A 24,218-nucleotide genomic window follows, 5' to 3' on the forward strand; every position below is an offset into this window, starting at 1 on the left:
TGTCGCCCCCTGCGCCCGGCGTGACACCTTCGGGTCTGCCACCGACCGAGGGAGCAGGTGTGAACAAGGGGTACGCCGCCTTCTGCGACGCAGACCGCTGGTTCTACGACGCGCCGTACCGGCGGGCCGGAGAGAGCTACCCGGCCGCCCTCGCCCCCGTCCCGTCGGGCTGGCGCTCGCACCGCAGCGGCGACTGGCTCGCCCTGCGGCCCGCCGGTGCGGAACTGCCCGCGCAGGGCTGGAAGATCCACGTCTCGGCCACGCTCGACAACGCCGAGTCGGTCCTCGCAACGGTGTACGACTACTGCACCGAACGCACCATCGCCTTCAAGTTCATCCCGAGCCGTTACCTGCTGCACCTGCGCAACGCCAAGTACGCCGACCGCGCGGCGAGCGGCAAGTTCATCACCGTGTACCCCGCCGACGAAGAGCAGTGCCGCCGCATCGCCGAAGACCTCGACGCCGCGCTGGACGGAGCGGCCGGCCCGTACGTCCTCAGTGATCTGCGCTGGGGCGCCGGGCCGGTCCACCTGCGCTACGGCAGCTTCACCCTGAGGCACTGCTACGACGAGCACGGCGAACTGGTCCCGGCGATCGAGACCCCCGACGGCCGGCTCGTACCGGACCGGCGCGGACCGGCCTTCCAGCCGCCCGAATGGCTCGACCTGCCCGACTTCCTGACGCCCCACCTGCGGGCGCGCTCCGCCGTCACCCTGACCGACGTCCCCTTCACCGTGGAACGCGCGCTGCACTTCTCCAACGGCGGCGGCGTCTACGTCGGCAAGGACACCCGCACCGGCGAGACCGTGGTCCTCAAGGAGGCCCGGCCCCACGCCGGACTCGCCGCCGACGGCGCCGACGCCGTGACCCGGCTGCACCGCGAACAGGCGGCGCTGGAAAGGCTGGCGGGCCTGGACTGCGTACCGGCCGTCCGCGGCGCCTTCACCGTCGGCGACCACCACTTCCTGGCCATGCAGCACCTGGACGGCAAACCCCTCAACACCTACTTCGCCCGCCGCCACCCGCTCATCGAGGCTGACCCGACCCCGGACGAGCTGGCCTCGTACACCGCGTGGGCGCTGAGGATCCACCAGCGGGTCACCGAGGCCGTCGACGCCGTCCACGCCCGCGGGGTGGTCTTCAACGACCTCCACCTCTTCAACATCATGGTGGCCGAGGACGAGACCGGCGAACCCTCCGTCGCCCTGCTGGACTTCGAGGCCGCCGCGCACATCGACGAGGGGCTGCGCCAGACCGTCGCCAACCCGGCCTTCGTCGCCCCCGCCGAGCGCCGCGGCTTTGCCGTCGACCGCTACGCCCTCGCCTGCCTGCGGCTCGCCCTGTTCCTCCCGCTGACCAGCCTGCTCGTCATGGACCGCACCAAGGCCGTGCACCTGGCCGCCGTCGCCGCCGAGCAGTTCCCCGTGCCGCGCCGCTTCCTCGACGAGGCCGTCGAGGAGATCCTCTCCGGCGCACCGGAGGACCGGCCCGGAGACCGGCTGCCCGCACCGGCCGGACCGTACCTCCCCGTCGAACCGGGTCACTGGCCCGCAGCCCGCGCCTCGATGACCGAGGCACTGCGGGCGAGCGCCACTCCGCACCGCGAGGACCGCTTCGTCCCCGGCGACATCGCCCAGTTCGCGACCGCCCACGGAGGCATCGGCTTCGGCAACGGCATCGCCGGGGTGCTCCACGCCCTCGCCGAGACCGGCGCCGGGCCCTGGCCCGAGGCCGAGGAGTGGCTGCTCGACCGAACCGCGGATCCGGCCTCCGGCACCCCGCTCGGCTTCTACGACGGCCTCGCCGGCACGGCGTGGACGCTGCACCGGCTCGGACACCCCCAGCGCGCCCTCGCCCTCGCCGAACGGCTCCTGGAGCAGCCCTGGGAGAGCGCGGGCCCCGACCTGTACAGCGGCCTCGCCGGCATCGGCCTCGCCCTGGACGCGCTCGGGACCGCGAGCCGCGAGCCCGCCCTGCACGCCGCGGCCCTGCGCTGCGCCGAACGGCTCGCCCGGCCCGGTCAACGGCCCACCCGCGCCGGCCTGCTGTACGGGAACTCCGGCCCGGCCCTGCTCTTCGTACGCCTCTACGAGCGCACCGGCGACAAGGAACTGCTGATCCAGGCCGCCCACGCACTCCACCGCGACCTCGACCGCTGCGTCACCAGCGCGTTCGGCACCCTCCAGGTCAACGAGGGCTGGCGGACCATGCCGTACCTCGGCGAAGGCAGCGTCGGCATCGGCATGGTCCTCGACGACTGGCTGGAGCACGGTCCGGACGAGCGCTTCGAACGGGCCCGGCCGGAGATCGTGAGGGCGGCGCAGGCCACCTTCTACGCCCAGCCCGGCCTGATGCGCGGTGCCGCCGGAATGATCCTGCACCTCGCCCGGACCACCACCCCCGGGCCCGGCACCGGGCCCGCCGCCATCGCCCGCCAGATCGACGCACTGGCCCGGCACGCCGTGCCGTACCAGGGACATCTGGCCTTCCCCGGCGAGCAGATGATGCGCCTGTCCATGGACCTCACCACGGGCACGGCCGGCGCTCTCCTCGCCCTCGGCAGCGCCGCGCCCGGCGGTCGCGCGCACCTGCCGTTCCTCCCGCCGCTGCGCGACGCCGCCGCGGCCCACGAGCCGGTCCCGTCCGGGACCGTGACCCATCGCACCACCCGAGAGAAGAGGAATCTGACATGACGCTTCTTGACCTGCAGTCGATGGAGACCCCGAAGGAAGAGACCACCGAGGTCGCGATGACCGGCGGCGGCAGCCGCGCCAGCCTGCTCCTCTGCGGGGACAGCAGCCTGAGCATCACGACCTGTAACTGACATAGGTCGGCTCGGGCCCGGGCGGTTCACCGCCCGGGCCCGCACCACATCACTGGAGGCATCCGCCGATGAGCCCTCCCGACGCGGCCGCCGGACCCGCGCAGGAGCCGGAGCCCGCACTGGCCCGCGGCGCGGACCGGGCGCTCGTCGCCGCCGCCCGGCACAGCGCCGGACGCACCGCCGCCGTCCTCGGATGCACCCTGGCCGCCGCGGCGGCGGCCCTCGCCGAACCCGCCGTCCTCGGCCACACCCTCGACCTGCTGCTGCGCGCCGACCCGTCCGGCCCCGCATGGACGCTGCTGTGCGCCGCGGTCATCGCCGCCGAAGTGGCCCTGGACGCCACCGCCGCACGGCTGACCGGGGACGTCGACGGCCGCTCCACCGCCCGGCTGCGCCGGCTCGGGCTCGCCCGGCTGCTGGGGACCGCACCGCACCACGCGGCCCGGTACCCGCCCGGCGAGACGGCCGCGCGACTGACCGCGCACGCCACCGAGGCGGGGAAGGTCCCGGCGGCCGTCGCGCACGGCGTCGCGGCGCTGCTGCCACCGCTCGGCGCGATGGCCGCGCTCTTCCTCATCGACCCGTGGACGGCGCTCACCTTCCTCCTCGGCCTGCCGCTGCTGGTGCTCCTGCTGCGGGCCTTCACCCGGGACACCCTCAGCAGCGTCGCCCGCTACCAGCAGGTGCAGCTCGACACCGCCGGACGCCTCGTCGAGGCACTGGCCGGAGCGCGCACGATCGCCGCCGCCGGGACCGCCGACCGCGAACGCGCCCGCATCCTGGCGCGGCTCCCCGAACTCGGCGCCGAGGGCCGGCGCATGTGGCAGGTCTACGGCGGTACGACGGCCCGCTCCTCGGCCCTCATGCCCATCCTGCTGTACGCCGTCCTCGCCGTCGGCGGCATCCGGCTGTCGGCCGGGGCCATCGGGGTCGGTGAACTCCTCGCGGTGCTGCGGTACGCGGGCCTCGCCGCCGGAGTCGGCGCGGTCACCGGCGCCCTGGCCGCCGTGGTGCGCGGCAGGGCCGCCGCCCGCCGGACCGCCGCCCTCCTCGCCCTGCCCCCGCTCGGTCACGGCCGCGCCGAGCTGCCGCCCGCCGGGCCGGGCACCCTGGAGCTGCGCGGCGTACGGGTCGTGCGCGGCGGCTCGGCCGTCCTGCGCGACATCAGCCTGGTGGTCCCCGGAGGCACCACCGTGGCGGTGGTGGGCCGGTCCGGGGCCGGCAAGACGCTGTTCGCCGCCGTCGCCGGCCGGCTCACCGACCCCGACGCCGGCCAGGTGCTGCTGGACGGCGTGCCGCTGCGGGAACTGAGCGCCGAAGCGCTGCGCCGCGAGGTGGGGTACGCCTTCGACCGGCCCGTGCTGCTCGGGGGAACGGTCGGCGGGGCGATCGGGTTCGGCGCGGGCCCGGCTCCCGGACCGCAGGCGGTGCGGGCCGCGGCCCGGGCCGCGGGCGCCGACCCGTTCGTACGCCGTCTGCCCGACGGGTACGCGACGCGCCTCGCCGACGCCCCGCTGTCCGGCGGGGAGGTCCAACGCCTGGGGCTCGCCCGGGCGTTCTGCCGCGCCGGCCGGCTCCTCGTACTCGATGACGCCACCTCCAGCCTCGACACCGTCACCGCCCGGGAGGTCGAGCGGGCGCTCGCCCGCGAGATCCGGCCCGGTACCCGGATCGTCGTCGCCCACCGCCTCTCGTCCGCCGTCCGCGCCGACCTCGTCGTCTGGCTGGAGGACGGACGGATGCGCGCGGCCGGTACCCACGCCGAACTGTGGCGGCGCGAACCCGCCTACCGGGAGGTGTTCGCCGCCGACACCACGACGACGCCGCCGCCCGGAACGGACACGGACGACCGGCCGTCGCCCCCGCGCAAGCAGGAGGCGGGCCGATGACCGGAGCCGGAGCGGGGGCCCGGACCCGGACGGGGACCGCGACCGAAACCGAGACGGAGGCCTGGCGGCGGGTGGCTCCCGAAGCCCGGCGGTTCCTGCGCGGCCGCGGAAGCGTCCTGGCGCGCCTGGCGGGGTGGTCGCTCCTGGAGTCCGCGCACACCTTCCTCGGCGGCTACGGAGTGGCCCGCGCCCTCGACGACGGCTTCCTCGCCGGTCGCACCGGCACCGGGCTGGCCTGGCTGGCCGCGGCCGCGGCCGGAGCGGTCCTCGGCGGCTTCGCGCTGCGGGGCGTCTTCGCCGGACTCGCCGACCTGGTCGAACCCCTGCGGGACGGCCTGGTCCGGCGGGCGGTCCGGCAGGCACTGGACCGCGCGGTCGACGACCCGGCACGCGCTCCCGACGCGGGCGCGGTGTCCCGCCTGACCCAGCAGACCGAAATGGCCCGGGACTCCTTCGCGGGCCTCGTCCTGACGGTGCGCTCGTTCGTCTTCACCGCGGTCGGCGCCCTCGCGGGCATGGCGGCCCTGGCCCCGGTCCTGCTGCTGGTCGTGCTGCCGCCCCTGCTCCTCGGCGTGGTCGTGTTCCTGGCCACGCTCCGGCCCATGGCGGCCGTGCAACGACGCTCCCTGGACACCGACGAGGCGCTCGCGGACCGGCTGGGGGAGCTGGGCACGGGCCTGCGCGACGTCGTGGCCTGTGGTGGACAGCAGGCGGAGCGGGAGCGGATCGAGCCCCTGATCGCCGCGCAGGAACAGCTGGCCCGCCGGCTCGCGCACTGGGCGGCCCTGCGAACCCTGGCCCTGGGCACGGCGGGCCGGCTGCCGGTGATCGCCCTGCTCGTCGCGGCGCCCTGGCTGCTCGCGCACGGGGTCACCGCCGGAACGCTCGCCGGCGGTCTCACCTACGTGCTGCAGGCCCTGCTGCCCGCGCTCAACTCGTTGATGACGGCGCTCGGTTCCGCGGGGACCCGGCTGTTGGTGGTCCTGGAGCGCTTCTGCACCCCGGCGTCCCCGCGCACGGCCCTCGCGAAGCCTCCGGCGGCGGCGCCGCCGCCGACCGGCCCGGCCCGTCCCGCCCCGGCCGCGGCCGAACTGCGGGGCGTCACCTTCGCCTACGGCCGCGGCGCGGCGCCCGTGCTCGACGCCCTCGACCTCGTCGTGCGGCCGGGGGAACACCTCGCCGTCGTCGGTCCGAGCGGCATCGGCAAATCCACGCTCACCGTCCTGCTCGCCGGGATGCTCGCACCGGACGCGGGCACGGTGCTCATCGCGGGCGCCGCCGCCCGCAGGGCACCGGGCGCGGGCGGACCGGATCCGCGGCGGACCCTCCTGCCGCAGCAGGCCTACGTGTTCACCGGCACCGTACGGGAGAACCTCACCCACCTCTGCGGCGCCGAGGGCCCGGACGGCCCCCGCTCCGGCGACGCCCGGCTGCGGCACGCCGTCAACACCCTCGGACTGGACGGCCTGGTGGAACGGCTGGGCGGACTGGACGCCGAGGTGCGGCCCGGGCTGCTGTCCCGCGGCGAGGGCCAGCAGCTCGCGCTCGCCGCCGCCTACCTCTCGCCGGCGCCCCTCCTGCTCCTCGACGAAGCCACCTGCCACCTGGACCCGCTTACGGAGGAGCGTGCCGAACGGGCCCTCGCGGCCCGGCCCGGCACCCTCGTCGTCGTGGCCCACCGCGTCTCGTCCGCGGCCCGCGCCGACCGGGTCCTCGTCCTGGACGGGACCCGCGCCGTGTGCGGCACCCATGCGGAACTCCCGGCCAGATCGCCGCTCTACCGCGATCTGGTGGGGAAGTGGAACGAGACCGCGGACGGATGACTCAGACCCAGCCCTCCCGCCGGGATATGCGGATCGCGTCGATCAGGTTGCGCGCGCCGGTCTTACGGGTCGCCGCGGCCATGTAGTTGCGCACCGTCCCGCTCGCCAGGTGCAGCGCGCGGGCTATCTCGGCGATGGAGTCGCCCTCCGCGGCCCGGGCCAGCACGCTCAGCTCGCGCGGGCTCAGCGGAACCGGGTCCGCCGCCATGAAGGCGGAGGCCAGCGAGGCGTCGATGAACTTCTCCCCCGCCGCGACTCTGCGCACCGCCCGGACCAGCCGCCCCGGGGAGCCGTCCTTGTCGACGTAGCCGCGGGCCTCGGCACGGAAGGCCCGGTGCAGCGAACCGGGCGCGCCGGTCGACGCGAGCACGAGGACGGGGGAGGGGGAGGCGAGGACCTGGCGGTCGGCGGCGGGCCCGTGCTCGGCCAGCACGGCCGTCGTTCCCGGACAGTCGAGGTCGACGACCGTCACGTCTGGTCGTAAGGACTCCGCCCGCCGCGCCGCGCTGCGCCATCCCGCGGAGGTGACCTCGAAAGGTCCTTCCGATCTCAGCAGTGCGGCCAGGGCGGACCGGACCAGGCTGACATTGTGCAGGACCAGGACCTTCGTCATCGTGAGCTCTCCTCGGTGATCGAACGACAGCACCACGCGGCTGCCCCCGTACAGGGGAGATGGAACGTCACTGCGGGGGGCTCTCGGGGGCGCACGCACAACTTGGCCGAGATGGTCACGGATCCGCGCCCCCTTCGGCGGGTTACTGCCTTGAAGACCGGCGGGGTCCCGCTCCGCCGGCCCCCGCGCGAGGGCTCACACCTCGCGCCACCGGGCCATCGCCCAGTCGAACGCCCCGTAGAGCGTCAGTCCGACGGCGACCGCGACCAGCAGCCACGGCCCCGCGGGGGTCAGGGCGAACGACCGCAACGTGTCGTCGAGTCCCTTGGCCTGCCCCGGGTCGTAGCGCACCGCCGCGTACAGGATGAAGCCGCCGGCCGCCGCGAACACCGCTCCGCGGGCCAGCCCGCCGCCCACCCCGAGGAAGTCGACCGCCTTGCGGGAGCCCCGCGAGGACCCGCCCATGTCGAGGTGCTTGCGGAAGTCGCGCCGGACCGCCTTCACCGCGATGACCACACCCGCGACGGCGATCCCCAGCCCGACGGCGCCCACCAGCCACTGGCCGGCCGGCAGCCCGAGGGCCTTCGCGGTCATGTCACGCGACTGCGCGTCCCCGGAGCTCCCGCCGCTGCCGGCGGCGAACGCGAAGACGGAGAAGGCCACCACCACGTAGAACACGCAGCGGGCCGCCGCCGCCAGCCGTTTCGTGGCCTTGTCGCCCTTCGGCCCCGCCGCGCCGAACACGGCCTCCGACAGGCGCCACACCGCCATGCACACCACACCGATGCCGACGGCCCAGATCAGTACGGAGCCGAGGGGCTTGTCGGCCAGTTCCTGCAGGGCACCCTGCCGGTCGGCCTCCTTCTCGCCGCCCCCGAAGGCGACGCGTACCGCCAGCACCCCGATCAGCGCGTAGAGCACTCCGTGGGCCACCAGCCCGGATCTGCCCGCGACCTCCCGGACCGTGCCGCCGCGCGACACGGTCCGGGCACCCCTGCTCGCAGCCTCGCCGCTCATGGTGCTCAGACCTCGCCCCGCCAGGCGCCGGTTTCGATCCCGCGCGACTCGATGAACGTCTTGAACCGCTTCAGGTCCCCCGTGACCTGGCGCTTGACGAAGCCGAGCTTGTCGGCGGCGCCCTCGGCCAGTCCCTCGGGCACCCAGTTCATGCGCAGGACGACCTTCGTGGTGCTCGCGTCGATGGGCTGGAAGGTGACGAGTCCGGCCTGGCGGGTCTCACCGTCGACCGTCATCCAGGCGACCCGCTGGTCCGGGAGCTGCTCGGTGATCTGCGCGTCGAACTCGCGGCGCACGCCGTTGACGTTCGTCACCCAGTGGGTGAGCGTGTCGGTGCGCTGGTCGATGCGCTCGACGCCCTCCATGAAGGCGGGGAAGTCCTCGAACTGGGTCCACTGGTTGTAGGCCGTGCGAACCGGCACGTTGACCTCGACATACTCCTCGACGTGCGACATGCGCACCCCTTCCCTGTCGTCGGCTGTCCCGCACCCCGGAGGTGCGGGGCGTCCGTCTGGACGTCTCGCAGCGCGGGTACCCGGCCGCGTCGGCGCCATGCGCGGCCCCGCCCGCAGGCGCGGGTACGCCGCGTGTACGGGTGACGACGCAGGGCACACGGGGGGCATGACCGTACTCAAGACAAGCGTGATCGTCCTGGACTGCGCCGAACCGGAGCCGCTGGCCCGGTTCTACGCGCACCTGCTCGGCGCGTCGGCCGGCCCGGCCACTGACGACGGCGAGCTCTTCCTGGTCACCGGCAGCGCCGGCCCGCTGCTCGGCGTCCGCCGGGATCCGCACCGGGCGACCCCGAGCTGGCCGCTGCTGGAGGGTTCCCACGACGTCCACCTGCGGATCCTGGTGACGGAGGACGCCCTCGACGAGGCCGAGCGGGAGGCCGTTGCCCTGGGAGCCCGCCCGGTGGCCGCGGAGGAGGACGGCACCCGGCCGGACAACCGCACCACCCTGCGCCGCTACGCCGACCCGGCCGGCCACGCGTTCGTCCTCGCGGCCGTCCGGGAGGACCCCGCCCGGCCCGAGGGCGGCGTTCAGCCGTAGGTGACCGTCACCTCGCGGAATCCCAGCGAGCGCAGCAGCCCCTCCAGCATCGACGTGGTGTTCTTCTCGGCGCGGTCCACCAGACCGCTGTCGCGGGCCGCCGCGTCGATGTGCTGTGCGGCGAGCTTCTGCACGGCCTGTTCGCCCCCCGGGTTGTCGGAGAACAGATCGCCGAGCCGGTCCAGCAGGCCCCGCTGCTTCGACACCGCGTACGAACGGTTCGGGTCGAGGGCCGCCGTGCCGAGCACCGCGTGCGGCAGCCGGATCGTGGCGCCCGTGCGGTCCTCGTTCACGGTGACGCTGCGCTCGTCCAGCCCGCCCATGTCGACGTAGCCGCTGACCGTGCCGGCCCCCACGTACAGGGTGCGGGTCCCGCGGATCGCGTCCGGCAGGAACGCCGCGTCCTTCTCCAGGTCGACGACCACCTGGAAGTTTCCGACGGCCGCCTCATAACGATCCATGTCCTGCACCGACTTCAGCAGCGCCGGCCCCGACCGGTCCCTGGTGTCCGATCCGAAGAGTCCGCCGAAGCCGGGCAGCAGGCTGAAGCGCTCCACGAACACGAACAGCACCACGACCACCGCCAGTGCGGCGGCGATCCGACCCCACATCGGGCGCCGCGTGCCGCCCGGCCGATCCGAAGAGGTTTCCATGCCCCGCGGATACCCCGTGTAGGCGACTCCACTACGGACGGAGACGGGCCGGAAGGAATCCGTGCGGGACGATCAGCGGCCCGTGGCGTCGCCGGACACCAGCCGGGAGGCCTCGATCTCGGCCCAGACGGCCTTGCCGCCCGCGTGCACGTCGGCTCCCCAGCGATCGGACAGCCGCTCCACTATGTGCAGGCCGTGGCCGCCGGGAACGCCGCGCCGGGGCGCCGGATCACGGCGGGGGAGCGTCGTGCTGCCGTCGAACACCTCGATGCGCAGCGCCTTGCCTCCGCCCGTCAGGACGAGCTCGTGGCAGCCACCCGCGTGCAGTGACGCGTTGGTCAGCAGCTCGGAGACGAGGAGCAGAGTGTCCTCCGCGGTCTCCGTCCCGTCCCAGCCCCAGTCCCCCAGGGCCTGGCGCGTGAAGTCGCGCCCCTTGGCCACGGAGCCGCGCACGCCCGCCAGGGCGAGCCTGCGGCGCTGCCCCGCGGCGGGAAGGCCGACACCCACAGGATCACCCGTTTCCGCTCCGACGGTCTCCACTGAGCTCTCTCACCCCCGCGTTGGCACTGGTCTCTGTCACAGGCGTATGCCCGGCGCGGCCACGATCGATGTACGACACAGTCCACATACCGCAGGCGTCCCGTGGTCCCCCTGGCAGGCGCGTGACATTGTAGGCGACAGCCGCTCTCAGGGTGTGGCCACATGCAGCCGAAGCGTCAGGCCGCTCTCCACGGCCCGCACCTCCACCAGGTCACAGAGCTGGTGGATCATCCACGGACCGCGGCCGCCGTGGTCCGAGGCGAGGGAGGGACGCCGCCGTCCCGCCATCGGATCGGCCGGCCGCCCGCCACCGTGCGAGAGGGAGTCGGCCGCGGCCTCGCTGATCGCCATGACCAGGTCGTCGCGTCGCGCCGCGGTCCGGGCGGTACGGCGTCCCCAGTCCTCGGAGTGGTCGCGCACTTCCGCCGCCCCGCCGTACGCGTACGCCGGCCGGGCCACCGGCCCGGCCGGCTCGGACAGCGGGCGGTCCAGGTCCGCCGAGAGGCCCGACAGGCCCGCGCGGCCCGGGCTCGGCAGGTCCGTGCCCCGCTCCATGAGAGCGGGGCGCCTGCGCCGGGCGTCCCGTACCGCGTCGGCCCGGCCACGACGCCGAGGGGACCGGACAGGACCCGTCGCGTGTCGAGGTCGCAGCTCCCGCTCGGACGCGCGCCGGGAGGGCCCCGCAGCGGCAGGGCTGCCGGCGGCGTCGTCGCGCCCGGCCTCGGCGTCATGGTGCACGTCTGCCTACGCCGCGAGCATGCCGGCGCGCAGGCGTGCCAGGGTGCGGGACAGCAGGCGGGACACCTGCATCTGCGAGATGCCCAGCTCGGCGCCGATCTCGGCCTGGGTCTTGTCCTGGCCGAAGCGCATCTGCAGGATGCGCCGGTCGCGCTCGTCGAGCTCCTCCAGCAGGGGTGCCAGGGTGTGGAACTCCTCGAAGAGCTCCATGGCCGGGTCGACCTCGCCGAGGCGTTCCGCCAGCGGCCGCGTCGTCCCGTTCGGCGTGGACGGCGCGTCGCCGTCGGCGCCCGAGGCGTCGAGGGAACCGCTCGTGTAGCCGTTCGCGGCCACCAGCCCGTCGATGACCTCCTCCTCCGACAGCTCCAGGTGCTGGGCGACCTCCTTGACCGTCGGTGCCCGGCCCAGGACGTCGGTCAGGGCCTCCTGGGCCTTGGCCAGCTCCGTGCGGAGTTCCTGCAGGCGGCGCGGGACGTGCACCGCCCAGGTGGTGTCGCGGAAGTACCGCTTGATCTCGCCCGTGATGTACGGCAGGGCGAGCGTGGAGAACTCCACCTCGCGGTCGAGGTCGTAGCGGTCGATGGCCTTGATCAGGCCGATGGTCCCCACCTGGATGATGTCGTCCATGTCGAGGCCGCCGCCGAGCACGCGGGCCCGGAAGCGCCGTGCGGCGAACTGCACGAGCGAGAGGTTCATCTCGATCAGGGTGTTGCGCGTGTACTGGTACTCGTGCGTGCCCTCCTCCAGCGCCTGCAACCGCCGGAAGAAGTGCCGCGACAGCTCGCGCGCGTCGGCGGGCGACATCTCACGGGCGTTCTCCACCCGCGACACTTCCTGGTCCCGCGCCGGTGCTCCGGGGTCCTCCAGGTCGTGCATGGGGACGTGCACGTCGGTTGCGTGAACGGGCACTACGACGGTGGCCGAGCGAGACATGGTTGGCCGCTCCCTCCCGATTGACTGCGGCTGCCGTGGCGCTTGTGCCCCGACTTTTTGATTTCACACACACGGGTTGCACGACTTTTTTCCCGGCGTCGCACCGTGCGCCCGACGGGGGCGCCGGGCGACCCGGGGGCGCTGTGCCGCCGCTGTGAGCAGGCATACTCCCTTGACGTAGAGGAACAGGCGGCGATCCGTGGAGGCGGACATGAGCGGATTCGGGGACGCGTACCAGCCGGGAGCGGTGGGGGAGGGCTACCCGGCGGGCGACGGCTGGGTGGTGGCGGCCCACGGGGAACTGGACCAGGACACGCTGAACCCGCTGGAGGAGGTTCTCACCGCGGCCGCTCGGCGGCACCCGCTGGTGGTTCTGGACGCCGCGTCCATCACCTTCGGGGACTCCTCGTTCCTCAACCTGCTCCTGCGCCTGCACCACACCACCGCGCTGCGCATCGCCTCCCCGGGCGAGCAACTGCGCCGGCTGTTCGCCGTGACCGGCGCCGACACCGTCCTCTCCCTGCACGCGACGGTCGAGGACGCCGTCGCCGCGTGAACCGGCCGCACGCGTCGGTCCCGGGAACGGGTCACACGCCGCACGGCGCGGCTCCGTGCGGGTCCGGCCCGCCGGCGGGGCGGAAGCAGGCGGTGATCGCCTTGCCGCCGTGGCAGGCGTGCACGTCCAGGGAGTCGGCCAGTGCGGTGACGATGCCCAGCCCGCGGCCGGAAGTGGCACTCGCGTCGCCCTCGGGGGTCCGGGTCCGCGGCAGCCTCGGATCGGAGTCGGCGACGCTGACGTGGAGGCAGCGGCCGTCCCACGTCAGCACCAGGTGCGCGGTGCCGGAGGCGTGCAGGTGGGCGTTGGTGACGAGCTCGGAGACGCACAGCAGCACGGAGTGCACGGTGTCGGCCGCCGAGGCGTTCCACGGCAGGGACGCCAGGTGCGCGGCGGTCCACTGCCGCGCTGCCCGGACTCCCATCGAAATCGGGAACGAACGTGCCCAGCCCACTGCCTTGACCGCCAAGGTCCTCACCCCTCTTCCGCCGTCGTGCCGTTCGTCACCGCTCGTCTACCCGGAGGGACCGGTCGCATCCGGAGATTTCCGAAGCACCGTGGTGGGAACGTGAGTTCGGGCCCGAGGGGCCGGAAACCCGGGCGGGTGCCCCTCCCCGGATTCCGGATGTGTCGGCCGCCGGAGTGATCGACCGTGCTCCATCGCACCTCCGACGGCGTTAGCCTTCACCGGACCGGTGCCGCGGCCTGGACGGATCCCGCTGGACCGGGCGCTCCGGCATGCCCTGGTTCCAGGGCGCTGTCTGTCCGCGTGTCGGCGCGGTTGGGATCGAGAGTGAGGGTGACGGATGGCCGAGCGGGCGGGCGGGGATCCACTGGGCGGGGCTCCGGCAGTGCCGGGTGACGGCGGGATCGGCGAGTCGGAACTGCGCCAGTTGCTGGCCGGGCTGACCGCCGTGCGGGACGGGGACTTCCGTACCCGGCTGCCCGACGGGGCGGACGGGCTCCTCGGGGAGATCGCCACCGTCTTCAACGGCATGGTGAACCAGCTGTCGCTGTTCACCTCCGAGGTGACGCGCGTGGCGCGCGAGGTGGGCACCGAAGGCACCCTGGGCGGTCAGGCCGACGTACCCGGTGTCGGGGGCGCCTGGCTGGACCTCACGGATTCGGTCAATTTCATGGCCGGAAACCTTACGGCCCAGGTGCGTTCCATCGCCCAGGTCGCGACGGCCGTGGCCAAGGGAGACCTCTCCCAGAAGATCACCGTCACCGCCCGCGGGGAGATCCTGGAGCTGAAGGAGACCATCAACACGATGGTCGACCAGCTCTCCGGATTCGCCGGAGAGGTCACCAGGGTGGCCCGCGAGGTCGGCACCGAGGGCCGGCTCGGCGGCCAGGCCGACGTCAAGGGCGTGTCCGGTACGTGGAAGGACCTCACGGAATCGGTCAACGTCATGGCCGACAACCTGACGGCGCAGGTCCGTTCGATCGCCGAGGTCACCACCGCCGTGGCCCAGGGCGACCTGACGCAGAAGATCCGGGTGGACGCCCGCGGGGAGATCCTGGAGCTGAAGGAGACCATCAACACGATGGTCGACCAACTGTCCGCCTTCGCCGACGAGGTGACGCGCGTCGCCCGCGAGGTGGGCACCGAGGGCAACCTGGGCGGCCAGGCCACCGTCCGGGGGGTCTCCGGCACCTGGAAGGACCTCACCGACAACGTCAACGTCATGGCGTCCAACCTGACCGGACAGGTCAGATCGATCGCCCAGGTGGCCACCGCCGTCGCCCGCGGCGACCTGTCGCAGAAGATCACGGTGGAGGCGAAGGGCGAGGTCGCCGCGCTGGCCGGCGTCATCAACACGATGGTCGACACCCTGTCCGCCTTCGCCGACGAGGTCACCCGCGTGGCCCGCGAGGTCGGCACCGAGGGCCGCCTCGGCGGCCAGGCCCGGGTCCCCAACGTGGCGGGCACCTGGAAGGACCTCACGGACAACGTCAACTCCATGGCCAACAACCTCACCGGCCAGGTCCGCAACATCGCCCTCGTCACGACCGCCGTCGCCAACGGCGACCTGTCCAAGAAGATCGACGTGGACGCCCGCGGCGAGATCCTGGAGCTGAAGACCACCATCAACACGATGGTCGACCAGCTGTCCTCCTTCGCCGCCGAGGTCACCCGCGTCGCCCGCGAGGTCGGCAGCGAGGGCCGCCTCGGCGGCCAGGCCGAGGTCGAGGGCGTCTCCGGAACCTGGAAGCGGCTCACCGAGAACGTCAACGAGCTGGCCGGGAACCTGACCCGGCAGGTCCGGGCCATCGCCGAGGTCGCCAGCGCGGTCGCCGAGGGCGACCTGACCCGCTCGATCACCGTCGACGCCTCCGGCGAGGTCGCCGAACTCAAGGACAACATCAACTCCATGGTCGGCTCGCTGCGCGAGAGCACTCGGGCCAACCAGGAGCAGGACTGGCTCAAGTCGAACCTCGCCCGCATCTCCGGCCTGATGCAGGGCCACCGCGACCTCGCAGCCGTCGCCGAACTCGTCATGGACGAGCTGACACCGCTGGTCGCCGCCCAGTACGGCGCCTTCTACCTGGCCGAGGAGGCGCCCAGCGGCACCGTCCTCACCCTCGTCGGCTCCTACGGCCGCCCCGCGCACTCCGAGGAGGGCACGAGGTTCGCCCTCGGGGAGTCCCTGGTCGGGCAGGCGGCCCGCAGCCACCGCATCATCGCCACCGACCGGGTCCCCGGCGACTACATCATCTCCTCCGGGCTCGGCCACACCACCCCGGGCAGCCTGATCATCCTGCCGATCGTCGTCGACGACCAGGTCCTCGGCGTGATCGAGATCGCCTCCTTCAGCGCCTTCACCGCCGTCCACCGGGACTTCCTCGCCCAGCTGATGGAGACCATCGGCACCAACGTCAACACGATCGTCGCCAACGCCCGGACCGACGAACTCCTCGGCGAGTCCCAGCGGCTGACCGGCGAACTCCAGGCCCGTTCGGAGGAACTCCAGGTCCAGCAGGAGGAACTCCAGCGCTCCAACGCCGAACTGGAGGAGAAGGCCGCCCTCCTCGCCAGCCAGAACAGCGACATCGAGGCCAAGAACCTGGAGATCGAACAGGCCCGGCAGGAACTGGAGGCCCGCGCCCAGCAGCTGTCGCTGGCGTCCACCTACAAGTCGGAGTTCCTGGCCAACATGAGCCACGAACTGCGCACCCCGCTCAACAGCCTCCTCATCCTGGCCCAGTTGCTCGCGCAGAACCCCACCCGCAACCTCACCCCCAAGCAGGTCGAGTACGCCGGCATCATCCACTCCGCCGGCTCCGACCTGCTCCAGCTGATCAACGACATCCTCGACCTGTCGAAGGTCGAGGCGGGCAAGATGGACATCAACCCCGAGCGGGTGCACCTGCCCCAGCTGCTCGAGTACGTCGACGCCACCTTCCGGCCGATGACCACCCAGAAGAGCCTCGACTTCACCGTCACCACCGCCCCCGACGCCCCCGACGACCTGCTCACCGACGACTCCCGGCTGCGCCAGATCCTGCGCAACCTGCTCTCCAACGCCGTCAAGTTCACCGAGCGCGGCGGCGTCGAGCTGCGCATCGAACCCGCGACGGCCCCGGAGATCCCCGCCGACGTCTCCCGGCGCGGCCCCATGCTGGCCTTCCGGGTGCGCGACACCGGCATCGGCATCCCCGAGCAGCAGCTGGAGTCCGTCTTCGGCGCCTTCCAGCAGGCCGACGGCACCACCAGCCGCAAGTACGGCGGCACCGGCCTCGGCCTGTCCATCAGCCGCGAGATCGCCCAGCTCCTCGGCGGGGCCGTCACCGCGGAGAGCACCCCGGGCCAGGGCAGCACCTTCACCCTCTACCTGCCGGTCAGCCGCGCGGACTACGAGGACGCCCCGCCCGCCGACGAGACCCTGACCACGGTGCCCGAGGACACCTCCCGGACCGGCGAGACCACCGGCCGCCGCGAGACGCCCGCACTTCCCGCGCAGCGCCGCACCCGCCGGCTGCTCGTGATCGAGGAACGGCCGAACGGGCTCCTCTCCCTCGTCGCCGAGAGCGCCGACCGGGACTTCACCCCCCACCCGCACGCGCCGGGGGAGCGCGGCGGCATCCAGGTCGTGGGCGCCACCAGCTCGCGGGAGGCGGCCGCCGCCCTGGCGTCCGACGCCTTCCACTGCGTCGTACTGGAACTGGACATGCCCGACGGCGAGGCGCTCCGCTTCCTCGACGCGCTCGACGGCGACCCGGCCCTCTCCTCGCTCCCCGTGCTCGCCCACAACAACCCCCGGGTCCGCACCGGCCGGGAGGAGGCGCTGCGCGAGCGCGCCGCGTCCGGCCGGGTGGAACTGCTCTCCAGCCTCGACGAACTGCGCGAACGCATCGCCCTGCACCTGTCGGCGGAACAGCCCGGGGACGTGCTGCCGCTGGTGCGCCCGGACGCCCGGCAGCAGGACGCCCACGTGCCCGACGGCGACCTGGCCGGACGTACCGTCCTCGTCGTCGACGACGACGCGCGCAACCTCTTCGCCCTCAGCGGGGTCCTGGAACTGCACGGCATGCGCGTGCTCCACGCCGAGGACGGCCGCAAGGGCATCGACGCCCTCACCGGCAACGCCGACGTCGACCTGATCCTGATGGACGTGATGATGCCGGAGCTGGACGGCTACGCGGCCACCGCCGAGATCCGGCGCATGCCGGTGTACGAGTCCCTGCCGATCATCGCGGTCACCGCCAAGGCCATGCCCGGGGACCGGGAGAAGAGCCTCGCCGCCGGTGCCAGCGACTACGTGACCAAACCGGTGGACGCCGACGACCTCATCGCCCGTGTGCGGCACTGGCTCACGCGATGACCGGGGACACGACACGCGGCAGCGCCGTCCACCCGCCCGCGGCCTCGGCCGCGGGACAGACCCCCTGCACCATCCCGCAGCAGTCCCCGACCCCGCTCGGGCGGCTCGTCGCCACCGTCGAACGGCTGCGCCGGGAGGTGCTGGAGGCGCAGGCCGCCGCCGACGGCCGAGCCCTGGTCGAACTGGCCAAGGGCATCCTCATCGGACAGCTGAACTGCACGCCGGCCGCGGCGGCGCGCCAGCTCGACGTGCTCTGCCGGGAGAGCGGCACTTCCCGCCTCGAACTGGCCGCCGACATCGTCAACCAGGCGGCCCGCGACCACGTCAGCGAGATCGCGGCCGCGTTCGTGGAAGGCGCCGGCACCACGGGCGGCGCGGCCGGGGCCGGCGACGCCGGCGACGCCGGTGGGCACTCCACGCTGTCGGTCCGGCTGCGCACCGCGGAGAGCGGCATGCTGGCCGCCGCCTCCGACACCCAGGCCGTCGCCGAGTCCCTCCTGACCAACGCACTGGGGCCGTTGGGCGCCGTCGCCGTCGCCGTGTGGACCGCCATGCCCGACGGCTCGCTGGCACTCGCCGGCCACGCCGGGTTCCCGCCCCAGGAGGCCGTCCGCTGGCGGCACGTACCGCCCGGCGTCTCCACCGTCTCCGGCCTCGCCCTGCGCGAGCGCCGACTGGTGACCCTGGCCCGGCTCCAGCGCGCGGGCCTGCCCTCGATCGGCCACCTCCAGTGGCCCGACGGAGGTCGGATGGCCGTACCGACCGGGACCGGCGGCCGGATCCACGGCGTCCTCGAGATCTGCTGGCCCGGCCCCCTGGCACCACAGCCGCCGCAGATAGAGCGCCAGGTCGAGGCGCTCGCCGAGCTGTGCGCCCGCACCATGGACGCCTCCCCGCCGTACGACCCCGCGGCCAACGACGCGGTGCTCCCGGACGTCGCGGAACTCATCGACCTCGCCGAGGGACTGCAGGACCCGGCCGTGGTGCTCACCCCGGTCCTCGACCCCGGCGGCCGCCTCACCGACTTCCGCATCCGGCACGTCGGCAGCCGCTTCGTCGACCCCGTGGGACGGCCGCGCGGCGACGTCAACGGCGCCCTGCTGCTGGAGGCCTACCCGATGGCCGCCGCCGAGAACGGGCTGTTCGACATCATCGAGCGCGTCCACGCCACGGGCGAGCCGTTCCGCGCCGAACGCATGAGCCTGACCGCGCTGGTCGACCAGATCCCGCTCACCTCGCTCGCGGACATCAGCGTCAGCCGCCACGGCGCCGCCGTCCTGCTGATCTGGCGGATCGAGGACGAGACGGCCCGGCTGGCCAACCTCCTCCAGCACGCCCAGCGCCTGGGCCGCATCGGAGGATTCGAGGAGAACCTCGCCACCGGCGAGACCACCTGGAACGCCCAGCTCTACGCCCTGTACGGCCTCCCGGCCACCGCACAGCCGGTGGGACTGCGCGACCTGGCCGACCACGCCCATCCGGACGACTCCGCCGCGCTCGGCCGGTTCCTGCGGGCGCTGCTGCACCACCGCCGACCCTCATCCGTCAACTTCCGCCTCCAGCGCCCCGACGGCATCACCCGCCACATCAGGGTCGTCGCGGAGCCCGTCCTCGACGCGGACCGGCGGCTGCACGCCGTACGCGGCGCCTACCAGGACATCTCGGCCCAGCACTGGACCGAGGTGGCACTGGCCGCGACCAGGGACCAGCTCGCCCACACCGAGGCCGAGTCGGCCGAACGCAACCGGCTCGCCCTCCAGCTCCAGCACGCCATCATGCCGCCGACACCGCCGGCCGTCGAAGCACCCGGCATGCGCGTCGCCGTCCGCTACCGGCCGGCCGAGACCGAGTCGCTCGTCGGCGGCGACTGGTACGACACCGTGGTCCTGCCCTCCGGCCTCATCATGCTGTCCGTGGGTGACGTCGCCGGCCACGGCATCGAGGCCGCGACCGGCATGGTCGTGCTGCGCAACGCCCTGCGCGGCCTGGCCGTCACCGGCGCGGGCCCCGGCCAGCTGCTGTCCTGGCTCAACACGGTCACCCACAACCTGGCCAAGCACGTGACCGCCACCGCCGTGTGCGGCGTCTTCGACCCCCGCACGCGGGTGCTGCGGTGGGCCCGCGCCGGCCATCTGCCGCCCGTCATCGTCCGCGGCGGCCGGGCCGACGCCTTCCCGCTGATCGAGGGCCTGCTGCTCGGCGCCCTGCCCGATGTGACGTACGGCGAGCGGGAGGTCCAGCTCGAACCGGACGACACCCTGCTGATGTACACGGACGGGCTGGTGGAACGACGGGACTCCTCCGTCCAGGACTCCCTCGGCCATCTCGTGAACGCGGCGGCGGCCGGAGCCGGGGACCTGGACGCCCGGCTGGACCGCCTCCTCGCCGGGAGCCGGTCGGACACCGACGACGACACCTGCGTGATCGGCATCCAGGTGGGCTGACAGGGGGTTGACCACCAGCCCATACCTGCCGGTAACTTGAGCGCGGTCCAGCAGCGCCGACGGAAGGGACCGGGCCCGTGCCGAAGCACGACCTGACCGGCTTCACCGAGGGTGCGTTCACCCACGACGGCGCGACCCGCCGGGTGCTGCGCGCGGGCACCGGCCCCGCCGTGATCGTCCTGGCGGAGGTCCCCGGCATCACCCCCAAGGTCGCCGAGTTCGCCGGGCGGGTGGCCGCCGCCGGCTGTACGGCCGTGCTCCCGGTGCTCTTCGGCGAGCCGGGCCGGGACCCCGACCCCCGCGCCGTCGGCTGGGCGAGCAGCGCCCGCTACATGGCGTCGACCATGTGGCGGGTGTGCGTCAGCCGGGAGTTCACCCTGCTGGCGACGGGCCGCAGCTCCCGCGTCGTGGGGTGGCTGCGCGCGCTGGCCGCCGCCGAGCACGAGCGGTGCGGCGGCCCCGGTGTCGGCGCCGTCGGCATGTGCCTGACCGGCGGGTTCGCCCTGGCCATGGCCACGGACGAACGCCTGGTCGCCCCGGTCCTGTCCCAACCGTCGCTGCCGCTGGCCTGCACCGGCGGCCGGGCCGCCGCCATCGACATCAGCCCGCAGGACCTCGCCGTCGTCCGCGGACGCTGCGAGCGCGAGGGGCTGCAGGTCCTGGGTCTGCGCTTCCGGGGGGACCGGCTGGTCCCGGCCGACCGTTTCGCGTACCTGCGGCGCGAGCTGGGCGACGCCTTCGTCGCCGTCGAACTGGAGGACGCCGACGCGAACCCGCGGAGCGCCCTGCCGCCGCACTCCGTGCTGACGGAACACCTCGTGGACGAGCCGGGCCATCCCACCCGCGAGGCCCTCGACACGGTCCTCGACCTCTTCCGCACCCGCCTGCTGCTCGAAGGGCCCCCCACCGCCGCGAACTGACGCCGCCCGGGGCCACGCCGCGCCGCCCAGCTGTCCGGCCAACGCGTCGGCCGACGTCCTGGGGGCCACAGGACGGTGGAGGCGCGTCAGGCTCGCGGTGATCATACGAACGCCCTCTGACGCCCCCTGACGCCCTCTGACGGCCGCTGCCGGCCCCTCCCGGGACGGCGCTGGGGCGCGTTGCCCGATGCGCGGGGGAGGGAAGTGGCAATCTTGGGCATATCGCCCTAGATCAGCCACCCGTCCGGCCGTCGGTGGATGCGTCCGCCCGTCACATTCCAGTGATTTGCATATGTCGGTCACCGACGTATGGTGGATGCTGAAGATCCTCCCGGGTGGCAGCGGATCCCGTCCGCCGCGCCGGGAGTTCGCCTTGCGACGAAGACGGAGTGCTCATGGCCACCAGGAAGAACCTCACCGCCAACCGGGAGTCCCTCGTCCACAAGGTCCGCTACGCGGCCAGCCGCCCGCACCGCATCGCCCCGTACCTCAAGCGCGCCGCGCGCGACCGGTGGCTCGCCTTCAAGCACCCGGACCACGTCAGCTACTACCGGGCGGTCATGGCCTCGGACACGCGCCGCAACCCCGAGGCCGCCGTCGGCAGCCAGACCCACGAACGCTGGCTCGCCCTCGGGAAGATGCAGTTCGACTACCTGCTCCGGCACGGCCTGAAGCCCGACGCGCGGATGCTGGACATCGGCTGCGGCAACCTCCGCGCCGGCTGGCGCTTCATCGACTACCTCGACGCCGGCCACTACTACGGCATCGACATCTCGCCCGACATCCTCATCGCCGCCAAGCGCACGCTGACCGAACGCGGACTCCAGGCCAAGGTCCCGCACCTGACGATCACCAGGAACCTGACGCTGGACTTCCTGCCCGACGCCTACTTCGACGTGGTCCACGCCCACAGCGTGTTCTCGCACTCGCCGATCGAGGTGATCGACGAATGCCTCGCCCACGTGGGCCGCGTCCTGGCACCGGGTGGCCACTTCGACTTCACCTTCGACCGCACCACCGGCACCGAACACCAGGTCCTGCGCGAGGACTTCTACTACCGGACGCAGACCCTCGTCGACCTCGCCGCCCGGCACGGCCTGGCCGCGCGCTTCATGGACGACTGGGAGGAGCTGGGCCACGGCCAGTCCAAGATCCGCGTCAGCGCGGTGGGGGCCGACGTCTGACCCCCGCCGGCGACCCGGGCGGCCGGTCAGGCCCGGCCGGCCGTACCGGAGCTCCCGCGGCGCCACAGCCGCACGGCCAGAGCCGTCGCCGCGAGCAGCGCCAGGCACGGGACGGCGTTCGCCTCACCCACCACCCCGGAGAAGTGCCCGAGGACGAGGAACGGAGCCACGGCCAGGGCGAACCGGCCCGCCGTACGGATCCCGGACAGGGCCGGGCGGCCCGCCAGCACCAGCACGGCCACGACGGGCACGGCGAACCGCCACAGCGGGAACATCCCGATCCCGCCCGCGTCCAACAGCGCCAGGAGCACCACGGACAGCGGCGTCCAGGCCAGCAGCGCCACGAGCCCCGCGGTCGTGCCGATCCGGCCCGCGGGGCGCAGGTCCGGGGGACACAGCAGCGGCAGCGCCGCGATCAGCAGGGGCGGCGCCAGGTACGCCGCGTGCTCCAGCGGCATCTCCTGGGCCCCGGGCAGGGAGACCGCGAGCAGACAGGCCGAGGTGCCCGCCACCCCGGCGAAGGCCGCCCGCGCCCCGAAGGCGTAGCGGCCGCTGAGCGCGACCACGACGCCGAGGAGGGTCAGCAGGTCGCAGGCGGCGAGGGCATGCCCGATCGGACCCTCGATGTCCGGCCGGCCGGTGACGTGGGCGCGGTTGAGCGCCGAGGCGAGCAGGAACGCGGCGCGTGCACCCGTCGCGGCCAGCAGGAACGGCGCCGCGGCCGCGAGCAGGTGCCCGCCGCGGTGCGCGGAGCCGACGCCCAGCCGCAGGCGGAGCGCGTGCGCGACGATGTCGCAGACCTCCCGCAGGCGGGCGAGCCGCCCGGCCCCCTCGGTCGCCTCCCGGTAGGCCTCCGACACCTCCTCACCGAACGCTGCGCGGAACTCCGCCGGGTACAGGCGCATCAGGCGACGGTTCACGCCGTGGCCGCCTCGCCGGACACGCCCAGCCGCCGGGCGGCCTCGCGGGCCGTGGCCGCGATCCGCGCCGCCTCGGCCGCCAGGCTCTCCCGGCCCGCGGCCGTGAGCCCGTAGGTCCGGCGCAGCCGGCTGTCGACGACCTGCTCCTGGCGGACCTCGATCAGCCCCTGCCCCAGCAGCCGCTCCAGCGCCCCGTACAGGGTGCCGGTGCGCATCGTGACCCGGCCGCCCGAGATCAGCTCCACCTCGCGGGCGATCGCATACCCGTGGCGGGGTGCGTCCGCGAGCGCGGTCAGGAGGAGAAGGGTCGGTTCCTGCATCGCGCGATCACTCATGCCCGCATGGTAGGTCACCCACCGGCATATGTCGTCCGGGCGACTGGCCGGGTGCGCGGGGTCAGGAGACGGCGTACCACTGGCTGGCCCAGCCCGTGTTGATGGTGGCCGTGGACTGCTCGCCGAGGTTCACGGTGGCGGGCAGCGAGGACTGCCCGGTCAGGATGCTGCTGTAGCGAAGGTTCGGCGGGGTCAGCCCGGCGTTGACGGAGATGCCGGCGCCCGTGGATTTCAGGGTGAGGGCGTTGGTGGCCCAGTTGCCGTTGAGCAGCAGGGCGATGAAGTACGTCCCGGGGGCGGCCGTGAAGGGCTTGGCGAGCGGCAGCGGCTTGGCGATGGCGTCCGTCATCAGCTGGGGCGAGATGTCGGCGGTCGACCCGACGAGCGTGCCCTTGGCGTCGTAGACGCCGAGGTAGCAGTTCGCCAGCTGGGCGTTCGGGTCCAGCCCGGCCAGCCCCAGCCAGATGTTCGACCAGGTGATCTGCTCGCGCAGGACGATCCGCACCAGCGTGATCCGGCCGGCGACCCCGGCCGTGGACTGGGCGGTGACGTGGCCCGCGTCGTTGGGGTCGCCGGTCCAGGCCAGCAGGTTCTGGTCCTGCGGACGCGGACCCTCGAAGGCGGAGGCGCCGCCCGGCGCGGCCGGGGCGGGCGCCGACGCCGTGGGGCCCGCCGTCGGCGGCCGGCCCTGTCCGGGGTCTCGCTGCAGCCCGTCAGGGCGAGCGCCAGCGCGAGCGCGGTGACGAAGCCGGTCGTGGCGGTGGTGGTGCGGGTGCGCATGGTCCCCCCATGAGGTGCTGGTGTGCCGAGGCACATGATCACACGGTGACCGGTACGGGCCGGAGGGCGAGGGCCCAGGTGCGCAGGACGTACCGGCCGGGCCGGTCCCGGTCCTGCTCCGAGGGCCGGGGCGGCCGAGCCCCTGGGAGGTGGGCGCGCGCCGCCGGCGG

At 73.7% G+C, this 24,218-nt stretch carries 21 protein-coding genes; 10 read left to right on the plus strand and 11 right to left on the minus strand.

Annotated elements, in window-relative coordinates; genetic code table 11:
- Nucleotides 1-59 precede the first annotated feature (59 nt).
- From lanKC to AC2RP6_RS35395, 4 genes are all read left to right on the plus strand, one after another.
- Nucleotides 60-2,693 carry a class III lanthionine synthetase LanKC gene (gene lanKC / locus AC2RP6_RS35380; protein WP_486449903.1) on the plus strand — a complete coding sequence of 878 codons (2,634 nt, stop codon included), beginning with the start codon at nucleotides 60-62 and terminating at the stop codon, nucleotides 2,691-2,693.
- Nucleotides 2,690-2,824, plus strand: a complete 135-nt coding sequence (locus AC2RP6_RS35385; protein ID WP_030655136.1) for a SapB/AmfS family lanthipeptide — start codon at nucleotides 2,690-2,692, stop codon at nucleotides 2,822-2,824. The genes lanKC and AC2RP6_RS35385 overlap by 4 nt, the downstream gene beginning before the upstream one ends.
- A 68-nt stretch (nucleotides 2,825-2,892) precedes the next feature.
- Nucleotides 2,893-4,713: an ABC transporter ATP-binding protein gene (locus AC2RP6_RS35390; RefSeq protein WP_486449904.1), complete on the plus strand. Its 1,821-nt coding sequence runs from the start codon at nucleotides 2,893-2,895 to the stop codon at nucleotides 4,711-4,713.
- On the plus strand, nucleotides 4,710-6,536 hold the full coding sequence (locus AC2RP6_RS35395; protein WP_486449905.1) for an ATP-binding cassette domain-containing protein: 1,827 nt from the start codon (nucleotides 4,710-4,712) through the stop codon (nucleotides 6,534-6,536). The genes AC2RP6_RS35390 and AC2RP6_RS35395 overlap by 4 nt, the downstream gene beginning before the upstream one ends.
- A 1-nt stretch (nucleotide 6,537) precedes the next feature.
- Here the strand turns inward: AC2RP6_RS35395 and AC2RP6_RS35400 are convergent, their stop codons facing one another.
- From AC2RP6_RS35400 to AC2RP6_RS35410, 3 genes are all read right to left on the minus strand, one after another.
- Complete coding sequence (locus AC2RP6_RS35400) at nucleotides 6,538-7,149, minus strand: response regulator transcription factor (protein ID WP_486449906.1); 612 nt, start codon at nucleotides 7,147-7,149, stop codon at nucleotides 6,538-6,540.
- Between the two features lie 195 nt (nucleotides 7,150-7,344).
- Entirely contained in the window at nucleotides 7,345-8,166 is an 822-nt protein-coding gene (locus tag AC2RP6_RS35405) for a DUF1206 domain-containing protein (protein ID WP_486449907.1), read from the minus strand.
- 5 nt (nucleotides 8,167-8,171) lie between these two features.
- Nucleotides 8,172-8,621, minus strand: a complete 450-nt coding sequence (locus AC2RP6_RS35410; RefSeq protein ID WP_486449908.1) for an SRPBCC family protein — start codon at nucleotides 8,619-8,621, stop codon at nucleotides 8,172-8,174.
- A 166-nt stretch (nucleotides 8,622-8,787) separates the two neighbouring features.
- On the opposite strand from AC2RP6_RS35410, the gene AC2RP6_RS35415 reads away from it, so the two are divergent.
- Nucleotides 8,788-9,219 carry a VOC family protein gene (locus tag AC2RP6_RS35415; protein ID WP_486449909.1) on the plus strand — a complete coding sequence of 144 codons (432 nt, stop codon included), beginning with the start codon at nucleotides 8,788-8,790 and terminating at the stop codon, nucleotides 9,217-9,219.
- Here the strand turns inward: AC2RP6_RS35415 and AC2RP6_RS35420 are convergent.
- The 4 genes from AC2RP6_RS35420 to AC2RP6_RS35435 form a co-directional block, all read right to left on the minus strand.
- Complete coding sequence (locus AC2RP6_RS35420; RefSeq protein WP_486449910.1) at nucleotides 9,210-9,872, minus strand: DUF4230 domain-containing protein; 663 nt, start codon at nucleotides 9,870-9,872, stop codon at nucleotides 9,210-9,212. The two genes, AC2RP6_RS35415 and AC2RP6_RS35420, sit on opposite strands and share 10 nt — an antisense overlap.
- A gap of 72 nt (nucleotides 9,873-9,944) precedes the next feature.
- Nucleotides 9,945-10,379 carry an ATP-binding protein gene (locus AC2RP6_RS35425; protein ID WP_486449911.1) on the minus strand — a complete coding sequence of 145 codons (435 nt, stop codon included), beginning with the start codon at nucleotides 10,377-10,379 and terminating at the stop codon, nucleotides 9,945-9,947.
- A gap of 180 nt (nucleotides 10,380-10,559) precedes the next feature.
- Nucleotides 10,560-10,967: a hypothetical protein gene (locus AC2RP6_RS35430; protein WP_486449912.1), complete on the minus strand. Its 408-nt coding sequence runs from the start codon at nucleotides 10,965-10,967 to the stop codon at nucleotides 10,560-10,562.
- Between the two features lie 189 nt (nucleotides 10,968-11,156).
- Nucleotides 11,157-12,026, minus strand: a complete 870-nt coding sequence (locus tag AC2RP6_RS35435; protein ID WP_486450562.1) for a SigB/SigF/SigG family RNA polymerase sigma factor — start codon at nucleotides 12,024-12,026, stop codon at nucleotides 11,157-11,159.
- A gap of 268 nt (nucleotides 12,027-12,294) precedes the next feature.
- On the opposite strand from AC2RP6_RS35435, the gene AC2RP6_RS35440 reads away from it, so the two are divergent.
- On the plus strand, nucleotides 12,295-12,639 hold the full coding sequence (locus AC2RP6_RS35440; protein ID WP_486449913.1) for an STAS domain-containing protein: 345 nt from the start codon (nucleotides 12,295-12,297) through the stop codon (nucleotides 12,637-12,639).
- A 31-nt stretch (nucleotides 12,640-12,670) separates the two neighbouring features.
- Here the strand turns inward: AC2RP6_RS35440 and AC2RP6_RS35445 are convergent, their stop codons facing one another.
- Nucleotides 12,671-13,063, minus strand: coding sequence for an ATP-binding protein (locus tag AC2RP6_RS35445; RefSeq protein ID WP_486449914.1), 393 nt, complete (start codon nucleotides 13,061-13,063; stop codon nucleotides 12,671-12,673).
- Nucleotides 13,064-13,445: 382 nt separating this feature from the next.
- Here AC2RP6_RS35445 and AC2RP6_RS35450 point away from each other — a divergent pair, with 382 nt between their 5' ends.
- The 4 genes from AC2RP6_RS35450 (at nucleotide 13,446) to AC2RP6_RS35465 (ending at nucleotide 22,013) form a co-directional block, all read left to right on the plus strand.
- Nucleotides 13,446-17,465, plus strand: a complete 4,020-nt coding sequence (locus AC2RP6_RS35450) for a HAMP domain-containing protein (protein WP_486449915.1) — start codon at nucleotides 13,446-13,448, stop codon at nucleotides 17,463-17,465.
- Nucleotides 17,462-19,909, plus strand: coding sequence for a GAF domain-containing SpoIIE family protein phosphatase (locus AC2RP6_RS35455; RefSeq protein ID WP_486449916.1), 2,448 nt, complete (start codon nucleotides 17,462-17,464; stop codon nucleotides 19,907-19,909). The genes AC2RP6_RS35450 and AC2RP6_RS35455 overlap by 4 nt, the downstream gene beginning before the upstream one ends.
- 77 nt (nucleotides 19,910-19,986) lie before the next feature.
- The gene (locus AC2RP6_RS35460) at nucleotides 19,987-20,829 is read left to right on the plus strand and encodes a dienelactone hydrolase family protein (RefSeq protein ID WP_486449917.1); all 843 of its coding nucleotides are present in this window, start codon (nucleotides 19,987-19,989) and stop codon (nucleotides 20,827-20,829) included.
- 395 nt (nucleotides 20,830-21,224) lie between these two features.
- A complete protein-coding gene (locus AC2RP6_RS35465) occupies nucleotides 21,225-22,013 on the plus strand; it encodes a class I SAM-dependent methyltransferase (protein ID WP_486449918.1) in 789 nt (262 codons plus the stop codon).
- A 26-nt stretch (nucleotides 22,014-22,039) separates the two neighbouring features.
- Here the strand turns inward: AC2RP6_RS35465 and AC2RP6_RS35470 are convergent, their stop codons facing one another.
- The 3 genes from AC2RP6_RS35470 to AC2RP6_RS35480 form a co-directional block, all read right to left on the minus strand.
- Nucleotides 22,040-22,933 (minus strand): hypothetical protein, encoded by an 894-nt coding sequence (locus AC2RP6_RS35470; RefSeq protein ID WP_486449919.1) that lies wholly within the window; start codon nucleotides 22,931-22,933, stop codon nucleotides 22,040-22,042.
- Nucleotides 22,930-23,268, minus strand: coding sequence for a PadR family transcriptional regulator (locus tag AC2RP6_RS35475; protein ID WP_486449920.1), 339 nt, complete (start codon nucleotides 23,266-23,268; stop codon nucleotides 22,930-22,932). Before AC2RP6_RS35475 ends, AC2RP6_RS35470 begins: the two co-directional genes overlap by 4 nt.
- 61 nt (nucleotides 23,269-23,329) lie before the next feature.
- Complete coding sequence (locus AC2RP6_RS35480) at nucleotides 23,330-24,082, minus strand: hypothetical protein (protein ID WP_486449921.1); 753 nt, start codon at nucleotides 24,080-24,082, stop codon at nucleotides 23,330-23,332.
- Nucleotides 24,083-24,218 lie beyond the last annotated feature (136 nt).

This window comes from Streptomyces sp. WAC03905 (assembly GCF_057371075.1).